Genomic DNA, 11,703 nt, shown 5'->3' on the forward strand with positions numbered 1-11,703 from the left:
GTTGTCAAGCTGCGCGCAGGTGACCGAGAAAATCGCCTAACCCGTCGCGAATTGTCGTTATCTGGGAGGAAATGTTCTGAATGCCTCCCACGACTTCTTGCACCCTGTCGCCGGATACCTGCGCTGCCTGGTTCACTTCGGAGATATTGAAGGTAATGTCAGCACTGCCTTGCGCAACCTGATGCGCGTTTTTGGCTATCTCTGACGTAACTGCGTTTTGCTCTTCAATCGCAGAGGCAATTCCGGAAATCTGTTCGCGAATTTCCATCATGGCTTTGACAACCGTGGTAATTGCATCAGAACAGGTTGCTGCCCCGGACTGGACCCCGCTCAGCTGTGAACCAATCTGATCGGTCGCCTGTCCGGTTTGCGTGGCTAGCGCCTTTACTTCGGAAGCCACGACGGCAAATCCCTTGCCTGCTTCACCCGCTCTCGCTGCTTCGATCGTTGCGTTCAAGGCCAACAGGTTGGTCTGGGCAGCAATGTCGCTGATCAGTTTCAGGACATCCGTGATCTCCTCTGCCGATGTAGACAGTTTTCCGACTGTCTCTCCGGAAACTTCGGCCTGTTCAGATGTACGAGAGGTGGAGGAATTCGCGAGTGTAATCTGGCGGCTGATTTCGTGAATTGAACTCGCCAGTTCCTCAGACGCAGATGCAACAGATTGGACCGATGCTGTGGCCTGTTCGGCTGCCGCGGCAACCGTGTTGGACCTTTCAATGGTCTCATGACTGTTGCGGGCCAATTCGTCGGCACCGGATGCAAGTTCGCTCAATGCGGAAACTGCTGCGTCACAGCTGGTCATCAGGAGCCTTTCAAGCTCGTCCGCCAGTCGCAATCTTGTGTCCCGACGATCCGCTTCTGCCTGCATCTCCTCTTCGCGAGCCTGATCCTGCAGGCGCTTCATCTCTATGGTGTTTTCACGAAAGGTTTCGAATGCGCTTGCCACCTGACCGATTTCGTCCCTTGTTCGCACATTGACTTCGACTTCCGTGTTGCCTCTCGCCAACTCCAGAAGGCCTGCCGAAACCTGATGCAAAGGACGGGAAATCAGATATCTGGCGAATAGCACCGAGCCGACCAGACACAAAACCAAGGTCAGCGCCGCGGTGATCACGATCTGCTGAAAGGCTTGTTTCTCATGATTTTCCGCGGATGTTGCAGCCGCTTGCGTAAAGCTCTCTATCTCGGCAAGCAGCGTCACCAATTCATGGTCCAGCCGGCTTTGTTCCTTTTCCAGCTCCATGACCAATTTGCTCGCATCCGACAGATCGTTCTGTTCAATTTTCTGCAAGATGGCAGCTATCTCGGCTGAGTATATTTCATATTCGCTTTCGATGCGTTTAAGCTGCTCCAGCGTTTTGGAAAACTCGTTGCGCTCCAATACGCTGGAAGATTTTTCCAGCGCCGAAACGGCTAGCTCCTCCGCCTTCCGGATTTCATCGGAAACCTGATCGTTCAATGTAGTCAAAGTAGACTTCAATGCGGTCGCTGCAGCGGCGTCTTCTGCAGAGGTTAGGCCGGATATGCGCATTATGCGCTCAATAACTGCTGCCTGTTGCAGTTGATGGCTGGCCACCTGACTGATCGCTTGCGTGAGTGGAATATCCTTTTCCGCAATGTTTTGAAGTTCCTTCCCGATCATTCCCATCTGAATGATGGCAACTGCGGCCACAACAAGCAGGCCAAGACTAAGGAAGGCAACCAATGCTAGAATTTTCGCCGCAACCGAAGTTGCAATGGGATTTGATGCAAACATTTCTCAAAAGCCCGAGTTTCTCGGCGCCATAGGCAGCGCAAGAGTTAAAGTTGTGTCAGTTTAGGCGGACTCAGATTGAAAAAACGGTAAACTTTGTCCCTGAGAGAAAGAATAATTCTCGTATAGGTAGAAGTAACGATGTGCTTATCAGCAGCGGAATAACAAAAAAACGGCCACCCAATCAGATGGCCGTTCTTTTTCTTCGATCTACTGAATATTTGGCTCAGGTGTGACCCCAACCACCTGCCGTCGGCGTGATCACGGTGACCGCTTCTCCGGCCTCAAGAACCGTCTGATCACAGCCCTCCAGTTGTTGGATCTCGCCATTCAGCCGCCGAACTTCGGTGCGGCCGAGTTCGCCGTTGCTGCCACCATCCAATCCTTTCGGCGGAACGGTACGGTGGGACGCAAGGATCGCGCAGTCCATTTTCTCAAGGAAACGCAAGGTCCGCTTGGTGCCGTCACCCGCTGACCACTTGCCTTTGCCACCGGACCCCTTGCGGATATGGAAATCCTCCAGGAGAACCGGGAAACGGAACTCCAATACTTCGGGATCAGTTAGGCGCGAGTTGGTCATGTGGGTATGGACACCATCCGTGCCATTGAAGCCAGGCCCTGCCGGAGAGCCGGAACAGATGGTTTCATAGTACTGATACGTGTTGTTGCCAAATGTCAGGTTGTTCATCGTTCCCTGAGCATTGGCCATGGCACCAAGAGCTGCGAAGACGGCATTGGTGACATGCTGGGACGTTTCCACGTTACCCGCCACGACCGCAGCCGGATAGGAAGGCCGCAACATGCAGTCATCCGGAATGATGATGTTGATCGGTTTGAGACAGCCGGCGTTCATCGGAATGTCGCCGTCTACCATCACCCGGAAGCAATAAAGGATTGCCGCACGGGTCACAGGTTCCGGCGCATTGAAGTTGTTCGGTTTGACGCCTGAGGTCCCGGTAAAGTCGACCGTTGCCTCGCGCTTTGATTTGTCGACGGTAATCTTGACCTTGATCACGGAGCCCTGGTCAGTCGGATACTCGTATTCGGAGTCCTTCAGCGCCTCGATCACGCGGCGAACGCTTTCTTCTGCGTTGTCCTGAACGTGCCCCATATAGGCCTGGACCACGTCCAGTCCGAAGTGGGTGACCATCTTCCGAAGTTCCTGGATACCCTTTTCGTTTGCGGCGATCTGTGCAGACAAATCGGCGACGTTCTGATGCGGGTTGCGGGCGGGGTAGGGATGGTTGGTCAGAAGCTCAACCAGTTCCTGTTCGCAGAAACGTCCTTCGTCGACGATCTTGAAGTTGTCGAACAGAACACCTTCCTCGTCCACGTTGGTTGCGCGCGGCGTCATGGAGCCTGGGGCGGAGCCGCCGACATCAGCATGGTGGCCACGGGACGCCGACCAGAAAAGGATCTCCTTGCCTTCGTCATCGAAGACCGGCGACACAACTGTGATATCGGGTAAGTGCGTGCCACCGTTGTACGGGGCGTTCAATGCAAACACATCGCCCGGCTTGATCTTGCCCTTGTTGAGCTTGATGACCGTTTCCACCGAACGGTCCATGGACCCGAGATGAACCGGCATGTGTGGTGCGTTGGCAACCAAGGCACCGTCTGCGTCGAAGACGGCACAAGAGAAATCAAGACGTTCCTTGATGTTGACCGAGTATGCGGTGTTCTGAAGGGTGACCCCCATCTGTTCCGCGATAGACATGAACAGGTTGTTGAACACTTCCAGCATGACAGGGTCGGCGTGCGTTCCGATGGCTTCTGCGCGTTTCAACGGCACGATACGCTTCAGGATCACGTGATCCTTTGAATTGATCTCTGCCTGCCAGCCATCTTCAACAGCGATCGTGGCATGTGGTTCGATGATCACCGCAGGTCCGGTCACCTTCATGCCCGGTTTCAGCACTTCGCGTTTGAAGATACCGGCCTTGTGCCAGGTGCCTTCGGAGTAAATGCTTGTAGAGGTTGCCGGGGAGGGCGTCCCTGTGGCCAATGTCAGATCCGGCTCGGTGAGACCGGCGCCGCCACCGGCCGTTTCGACTTCCAGTGCTTCAACGACGACCGGCTTTTTCTCATAGGCAAAGCCGAACTGTTTCTTGTGTGCATCCTCGAAGGCTGCCCGCATTTCAGAGACGGACCCGAGGGGGACCGGTAGCGGGGTGTCAGTGCCGTCGTAACGCAAGTGCGCGGTTGCGGTCGTGCGGCGCGCCTCCGCAGTGATCGACTGCCTGTCGAGTTCCGCTTCCGTCTGGCTGGCAAGCTGATCACGAAGAGCCTGCAGTTCAGGGATCAAATCGTCCGTAAGTGTCTTGACGACGGCCTGTTGCCGGTCTGCGCGGATATCGGCCAGTCCCATGCCATATGCCGACAGGATGCCCGAGAACGGGTGCAGAATGACGGTCTTCATGCCGAGACTGTCAGCAACGCGGCACCCGGTCTGACCACCAGCGCCACCGAAGCAGGTCAACGCGTATTCGGTCACGTCGTAGCCGCGTTGGACCGAAATCTTCTTGATGGCATTGGCCATGTTCTCGACGGCGATTTTCAAAAAGCCGTCTGCAACATCTTCCGGGGTGCGTCCATCTCCAATACGCACAGCCAGATCCGTGAAACGTTTGCGAACAACGTCGCCGTCAAGCGGCTGATCCTGGTCCGGACCAAAGATCTTCGGAAAGAATTCCGGTGCCAGTTTGCCTGTCATCAGGTTGGCGTCGGTAACGGTGAGAGGCCCGCCGCGTCGGTAACAGGCCGGTCCCGGATTTGCCCCGGCTGAATCGGGGCCTACCTGAAAGCGGCCGTCGGCATAATGAAGGATCGAACCGCCGCCTGCTGCAACCGTATGGATCATCATCATCGGAGCGCGCATGCGCACACCGGCGACTTCCGTTTCGAATGCGCGTTCGTAGTCGCCGTCGTAGTGGCAGACGTCTGTAGACGTGCCGCCCATGTCAAAACCGATGATCTTTTCGAACCCCGCCATGCGTGAGGTCTCGACTGCGCCGACAACACCTCCGGCGGGGCCGGACAGAATTGCGTCCTTGCCCTGGAAGAGGTCTGCAGCGGTGAGACCTCCGGAAGACTGCATGAACATCAGCCGCGGACCTTCACCCAGTTCTTCCTGTACCTGGTTCACATAGCGGCGCAGGATGGGTGACAGATAGGCGTCGACCACAGTGGTGTCGCCGCGTCCCACCAGCTTCATCAGCGGTGACACTTCATGGGACACAGAGATCTGCGGGAAGCCGATGTCTTCAGCAATCTTTTTCAGAAGTTGTTCATGGGCCGGATAGGCGTAAGCGTGCATCAGCACGATTGCGATGGAGCGAATGCCGTCATCCCATGCGGCCTGCATTGCGCTGCGGGCCTGTCCTTCGTCCAGCGCGAGTTCCAGTTCGCCATCGGCGCGGACACGTTCGACGATCTCGTGGACGCTCTCATAGAGCAGCTCAGGCTTTATGATTTCCTTGGCAAAAATATGCGGTCGCGCCTGGTAGCCGATCTCGAGCGCATCCCGAAAGCCTTTCGTGATGAACAGAGCCGTTCGCTCACCCTTGCGCTCCAGAAGTGCATTGGTGGCAACGGTCGTGCCCATCTTGACGGTCGCGATCTTGTCCGAGGGAATAGTCGCGCCTTTTTCCACGCCAAGCAACTCCCGGATGCCTTGAATGGCGGCATCGCGATAGGCTTCCGGATTTTCGGAGAGCACCTTGTGCGGATGCAGCGTGCCGTCCGGTGACCTGCCGACGATGTCGGTAAAGGTGCCGCCACGGTCGATCCAGAAATCCCACTTGGCTGTCATGATCTTCCCTCTGATGCTGCCGGCTTTAAGGAATACGCGATTCCATGCCGATAATTAGCGTTTTGATAGCAAGTGAATTTATGCTGACATTTTATCGATAAAATGTCGATGAAAAAATCTGAATGGGTTGTTATTTGATCTTTTTATCGCTTGCGGTACCCCCATATGACCTTGTGGTAAAAGGGAAAACTGAAAGCTGCCGATGTCGGAAAACGATAAATCAGAAGAACGGGATCCGTTTCTGCTGCGTCTGGCGGAGGCTGTCGACTTCACAATCAGTATACTGACAGCAGACCTCTGGTTCGTTGGCATTTTCCTGCTTGTCGCCCTGCTTCTCGGCGCTTCCCTGCTTGGGCTTTTGCTGGAATTTGCAATTGGTGCAGGGGTATTTGCGGCTGTAGTTGTCTGTTTCTGGTTGTTTTTCGACTAGCATCCAGGCGAGTGAGTTTATTCGACAGGGGCTCGCTCCAAAAGTGTCAGGCCACTTGCTCCCCAGCCAAAGCGCCTGGCTGCCGGAGTGCCTTCCCGAGGGGCAAAGGCCTCTTGCGCTTCGCTAAGTTCCTCACTGCTTGTGTGGACGATCAATAGCCATCGGGCATCAGCGGTGCCTTTGTTTATATCGGCAATTGTCTCAACTGCCGTGAAGGTGCTGGGGTCGCGCAAGTAATAAGACAGGGCCGGTGCGGCAAATCCCTTGAACAGCAAGAGATGATCGCCATCGGCTTTCTGTGCCAGATAGTCCTGTGCGATCAGACGCCATTCGGGGCGTATTCTCTCCAGCAGCGTGAATTTCAATTCGGGAAAACTCAACCATATCGCGGCTGCAAACAGCGCGATCGGTGCAACCTGTGGCGCCAGGCGCTGGGCTGTTACCGAGGCGAGCAGGATAAGCCCTGGCCATGCCGCGATCAGGTAACGATCAAAAAGGATCGGCTGCACGCTTATGGAATAGAGATAGGCCAAAAGCGGCGGACCAACGGTGTAGGCAAAGCAGACGAGGATTGCGTCCGCACTTTGCGGTTTGCCGAAGTACCTGCCTGGCAGGTGAACGATGGTCAGGAGACTGGCGACGGCCAAACCTGCCAGCATCCAGAACAATGGCAGCGACCCGGCAATACTGAAGGCGATGTTGATGAGAAACGTCGGATCAGGATAAGCAATCCAGAAGCCTTCTTCGGCCACCGACCTTGCTCGCATCGCCAGGATGATCAGCCAGGGTAAAAAGGCAAGCGCGCTTGCTGCCATTGCAAGGCAGACAAGAACCGCATTGGTGAGACTGATGCGGCCGGATTTCAAGATGCCGGTCAATGCCAGTATGACGCAGACCATACCAACGGATGCGAAGCCCAGAAGGGCGTAGATGTGACTGTAGAGGAACAGGGCTCCAGCCGCTCCAAGCGCTACCAACCGCCAGGCCGATGGCCTTTCAAGGTTTTTCAGAACCAGGAGCAGAAAGGCGAGCCCGCATGTTGCCAGCAGGGCATACATGCGGGCTTCTGTCGAATACCAGATGTGGAACGGAGAGACGGTCAGGAGAGCTGCAGCAAGCAGGCCAGTGGTGTTTCCGGCCAGCGTTTTCCCAGTCAGATAGATAAGCCAGACGGCAAGAACACCCAACAGCACGGATGGCAAGCGTAATGCTGTTTCACTGTCACCTGCCACGGGCATCGTCAGCCAGAGCAAAATATTATGCAGCGGCGGATAATTGTCAGCTGCAACAGCGGTCAACAGCTCGGCGATGGTTCCCCTGGACTGGCTCCAGCTGACGGCTTCATCATACCAAAGGCTCGTCCTGTCCAGGTTCTGAAAGCGTAACAAGGCTGCCACTGCCAAAATGAGCGCCAAAATCAGGCGGTTGGCGCTATTGCCAGTCAAGAGGCGTTGGTTGGTGTTTGACACGAATTCAGGTTTCCAGGTTGTCTGGCCGGAACGCTAGCCAATCCTTTTCGCGGAGGGAAGGACGCTTTGGATTTGAAGATGACAATCACAATTTATCGATAAATTGTTGATGTTGACGGTTTTTGAGTCTAGTGTTTGTGAAGATGTGCTCCACAAGGTGTTCGAAGAATGCACCTCGAGCAGCATCCCGACGGGTAATCCCCGCTTCCTAGAGGAGAAAATCATGCTGCAATCTCGTTCCCTGACACGTGCCGGAATCCATCTGGCTGCTGCCGCCGCATTCGGCCTTGCGGGTTTCACTGTTGCTTCCGCTGAAACCAAGTGGGACATGCCGACACCTTATGGTGACAGCAACTTTCACACACAGAACATTGCTGCCTTCGCTGAAGAAGTGAAGGAAAAGACTGACGGCTCGCTGGTTATTCAGATCCACTCTGCGGGATCGTTGTTCAAGCATCCGGAAATCAAGAACTCGGTCCGCAAGGGGCTTGCCCCGATCGGCGAAATTCTGGTGTCCCGCCTTTCCAACGAAGATGCGGTCTTCGGAGTGGATTCCGTACCTTTCCTGGCTCCGTCCTATGACCAGGCCTGGAAGCTTTACCAGGCGTCGAAGCCTGCACTGGAAGAAAAGCTCGGCGAGCAGGGGCTGCAACTGCTTTATGCCGTGCCGTGGCCACCCCAGGGTATCTATGCCAAAAAGGAAATCACCAAGGGTGACGATCTCAAGGGTCTGAAATTCCGTGCCTACAACACAGCGACCGAACGCCTGGCCCAGCTGGCTGGCGCCGTGCCGACGCAGGTTGAAGTGCCGGATATTCCGACCGCCTTTTCCACCGGTCGTGTCGAAGCCATGATCACGTCACCGTCCACCGGTGCGAATTCCAAGGCATGGGACTTCCTGAGCCACTATCATGACACCCAGGCCTGGTTGCCGAAAAACATGGTGTTCGTCAACAAGGGTGCTTTCGACGCCCTGAGCGACGACGAAAAGGCAGCTGTCCTTGAAGCCGCAGACGTTGCTGAGAAGCGTGGCTGGGAAGCTTCCAAGGTAGAAACCAAGACGCAGACCCAGGTTCTGGTCGACAACGGCATCACTGTCGTTGAGCCGAGCAGCCAGCTGATCCAGGATCTCGCAGCAATCGGCGAGACGATGGCTGCCGAATGGCAAGAGGAAGCCGGTGAAACCGGCCAAGCCGTTCTCGAAGCCTATAAAAACTAAACAGCTTAAGAAGCGCCGGACCTAACAAGTCCGGCGTTTTTTAATATCAGCTGCACATCCGGTAGGGGAAGCCGATGCGAAAGGCTTTGAATACGCTTTATCAAGCGTCAACGGCTATGGCTGCGTGTTGTCTCGTTGTCATTGCCAGTCTCGTTGTTCTTCAGGTGTTTGGGCGCATATTCGACTGGTCTCGAACGGTCTTTGGTCTTGAGCCACTCGGGCTGCAGGTTCCTTCACTTGCTGAAATTGCAGGTTTTCTGCTGGTGGGGGCATCCTTTCTTGCCCTATCCGGGACGCTGCGAAATGGTGATCACATCAGGGTCGCGATCCTGCTGCAGTCCGTGCCCAAAGCCGGAGCACGCATCCTGAATGTCTGGGCGGTCGCGGTCGCTCTTGCGCTGGCGGCATTCTTTACGTGGAACGCCGGACAGCTTGTGCTCGACAGCTTCAAATTCAACGAAACCTCCTACGGCGTCATTCCGATCCCGCTCGTCTTTCCGCAGTCGGTGATGACTTTCGGACTGCTGGTGTTCTCAATCGCTTTGCTGGACGACCTGATCATGGCGCTCACTGGCAAGGCGCCGAGTTTTGAATCGGTCGTTAAGGCCGATCCGATAGAAGGGAAAGAATAATGGATCTCTCCCTTGTCGCCCTCCTGCTCGGCATTGGAATGCTGGCGGCGCTTGCAACCGGTATCTGGGTGGCCGTTGCGCTGTTTGCCGTCGCGCTTGCTGCAATGATGGTTCTTGTGTCCGCGCCGGCCGGTCCCGTTCTGGCAACGACGGTTTGGGGCGCATCGAATTCCTGGGATCTGACGGCGCTACCCATGTTCATCTGGATGGGTGAAATCCTGTTCCGATCTCGTCTGTCGGAGGACATGTTCGCTGGTCTTTCGCCCTGGATGCGCAATCTGCCGGGCCGGCTGCTGCATGTGAACATTCTCGGGTGCGGCATCTTTGCTGCCGTGTCGGGTTCTTCAGCCGCTACCACCGCCACCATCGGTCGTATGTCTCTGCCTGAATTGAAGCAGCGCGGATATGACGAACGCATGGCGATCGGCACACTGGCAGGGTCGGGTACGCTGGGCCTGCTCATTCCGCCATCGATCATCCTGATCGTTTATGGCGCGGCAACAGAGCAGTCGATTGCCCGGTTGTTCATGGCAGGCGTTCTGCCGGGGGCAATGCTTTGCCTCCTGTTCATGGGCTATGTCGCGATCTGGGCACTGCTGAACCAGGACAAGATGCCTGCGAAGGAGGAAGTCATTCCCTTCATCGAGCGACTTCTTGCAACGCGCAGGCTGTTTCCGGTGATCGGTCTGATCGTGGGTGTGATCGGCTCGATCTATGCGGGTCTTGCTTCGCCCACAGAGGCGGCGGCCATCGGCGTCATGCTTGCATTGCTTCTGTCCTGGGTAAGCGGAACGTTGAGCCGCAAGAGCTTTGCTGAAGCGTTGATGGGCGCAACGCGGACATCCTGCATGATCGCGTTCATTCTGGCTGGCGCAGCATTCCTGACCGTTGCCATGGGGTACACCGGCATCCCGCGTGAGTTGGCTGCCTGGATCGGGTCGCTGAACCTGTCACCCTACGCGCTCCTCATTGCCCTGACGCTGTTCTTCGTGGTGCTCGGGTGTTTTCTGGATGGCATTTCGGTGGTGGTTCTGACGACCTCCGTGATCCTTCCGATGGTGGAGCAGGCAGGCCTCGATCTTATCTGGTTCGGTATTTACCTGGTGCTGGTTGTCGAAATGAGCCAGATCACGCCACCAGTCGGGTTCAATCTGTTCGTTCTGCAGGGCATGACCGGGTACAACATCTTCAAGGTTGCCCGCATGGCCTTGCCGTTCTTCCTGTTGATGATCCTGGCAATCGTCTTGATTGTGGCCTTTCCGGGCTTGGCTCTTTGGTTGCCGCAGACGATGTTGAGCAACTAGTGCATTCCTTCCCGTGAACGAACAGGGGCGGATGTACACACACTTTTGAAACGATCAGAAAAGGGCCTTCAACCGGATTCGGCTGGAGGCCCGCTGAAAAACCAAAATGTGCCGGAGATCAGATGTGACGGATAATCCCGACTCCAGAAGCGATGCCCCCATCGGGCCTGTTGTCTCTGCAGCGCATCTTGCCTCCGGTGCAATGCCTGCGCTTTCGGAGATCGAATTTGCTGTGACCATGATGGTCAATGCCTATCACCGATGGATGGTACGCTGTATGGCGGCCAGCGGGTCGCAGGGGCTTGGTCCTCTGGATGTGCTTGTGCTTCATTCGGTCAATCACCGCGGCCGAGCCAAGACACTGTCAGACATCTGTCTTGTGCTGAACATCGAAGACACTCACACGGTTACCTATGCGCTGAAGAAGCTTGAAAAGGCTGGCCTCATTTCATCTGGCCGTCGGGGCAAGGAAAAGACCGCCGAAATCACGAAATCAGGCGAAACTGCCTGTCTTGAGTACCGGCGTCTGCGCGAGGCTCTCCTGGTCAAGCCAATGAAGGCGCTGGGCCTCGACGAAAACGAACTCTCCAAACTTGCCGCCACATTGCGACTGGTGTCCGGCAATTACGATCAGGCCGCTCGCGCCGCTGCAGCCATGTGATATCGCACACAGGGGGACGTTCGCTTTCATTTGTTGAATGTTCCAAAATTTCTTGTAGTATCGAATTATGGAAGATCAGGAAGCAGTCTCTGCATTGGGCGCCTTGGCACAGGAAGACCGGCTGGCGGCGTTCCGGTTGCTGATGACGGTTGGGCCAGATGGCTTGCCGTCCGGCTCGGTTGCTGAGCGGCTGGACATACAGCCAACCAGGATGTCGTTTCATCTGACCACGTTGGAACGGGCCGGGCTGCTGACGACCCGCCGGGAGGGCAGGCATATTCTTTATGCTGTCGACTATGACCGCATGCGGAACCTTTTGGGTTTTCTGATGGAAGATTGCTGCGGCAACGATCCCGCTGTCTGCTGTTTTCCGGCAGCCGATTTTAAGAAACCTTCGGGACTTTGACAGGACGATACCTCA

General features: G+C 55.8%; 9 protein-coding genes. 6 read left to right on the forward strand and 3 right to left on the reverse strand.

The genetic code is table 11. The annotated features are described in order from the left end of the window. Positions 1–4: 4 nt before the first annotated feature. A complete protein-coding gene (locus FIV05_RS14650) occupies positions 5–1,759 on the reverse strand; it encodes a methyl-accepting chemotaxis protein (protein WP_152510069.1) in 1,755 nt (584 codons plus the stop codon). A 223-nt stretch (positions 1,760–1,982) separates the two neighbouring features. After that, a complete protein-coding gene (locus FIV05_RS14655; RefSeq protein WP_152510070.1) occupies positions 1,983–5,567 on the reverse strand; it encodes a hydantoinase B/oxoprolinase family protein in 3,585 nt (1,194 codons plus the stop codon). 202 nt (positions 5,568–5,769) lie between these two features. Between FIV05_RS14655 and FIV05_RS14660 the strand changes: the two genes are divergently transcribed. Further along, the gene (locus tag FIV05_RS14660; protein WP_152510071.1) at positions 5,770–5,997 is read left to right on the forward strand and encodes a hypothetical protein; all 228 of its coding nucleotides are present in this window, start codon (positions 5,770–5,772) and stop codon (positions 5,995–5,997) included. 17 nt (positions 5,998–6,014) lie between these two features. Here FIV05_RS14660 and FIV05_RS14665 read toward each other — a convergent pair whose 3' ends face one another. Beyond that, complete coding sequence (locus FIV05_RS14665; RefSeq protein ID WP_152510072.1) at positions 6,015–7,466, reverse strand: glycosyltransferase family 39 protein; 1,452 nt, start codon at positions 7,464–7,466, stop codon at positions 6,015–6,017. Between the two features lie 223 nt (positions 7,467–7,689). Here FIV05_RS14665 and FIV05_RS14670 point away from each other — a divergent pair, with 223 nt between their 5' ends. The 5 genes from FIV05_RS14670 to FIV05_RS14690 all read left to right on the forward strand — a co-directional run bounded on the left by FIV05_RS14670 (position 7,690) and on the right by FIV05_RS14690 (position 11,688). After that, a complete protein-coding gene (locus tag FIV05_RS14670; protein WP_173013853.1) occupies positions 7,690–8,685 on the forward strand; it encodes a TRAP transporter substrate-binding protein in 996 nt (331 codons plus the stop codon). A 74-nt stretch (positions 8,686–8,759) separates the two neighbouring features. Beyond that, positions 8,760–9,317 carry a TRAP transporter small permease gene (locus FIV05_RS14675; protein WP_152510074.1) on the forward strand — a complete coding sequence of 186 codons (558 nt, stop codon included), beginning with the start codon at positions 8,760–8,762 and terminating at the stop codon, positions 9,315–9,317. Then, positions 9,317–10,621 carry a TRAP transporter large permease subunit gene (locus FIV05_RS14680; RefSeq protein ID WP_152510075.1) on the forward strand — a complete coding sequence of 435 codons (1,305 nt, stop codon included), beginning with the start codon at positions 9,317–9,319 and terminating at the stop codon, positions 10,619–10,621. The genes FIV05_RS14675 and FIV05_RS14680 overlap by 1 nt, the downstream gene beginning before the upstream one ends. Before the next feature lie 106 nt (positions 10,622–10,727). Further along, positions 10,728–11,282, forward strand: a complete 555-nt coding sequence (locus FIV05_RS14685; protein WP_152505993.1) for a winged helix DNA-binding protein — start codon at positions 10,728–10,730, stop codon at positions 11,280–11,282. Positions 11,283–11,349: 67 nt separating this feature from the next. Then, complete coding sequence (locus FIV05_RS14690; protein WP_023000467.1) at positions 11,350–11,688, forward strand: metalloregulator ArsR/SmtB family transcription factor; 339 nt, start codon at positions 11,350–11,352, stop codon at positions 11,686–11,688. Positions 11,689–11,703: the final 15 nt, after the last annotated feature.

It is taken from the genome of Labrenzia sp. THAF191a, from assembly GCF_009363335.1.
Lineage (GTDB): Bacteria > Pseudomonadota > Alphaproteobacteria > Rhizobiales > Stappiaceae > Roseibium > Roseibium algicola.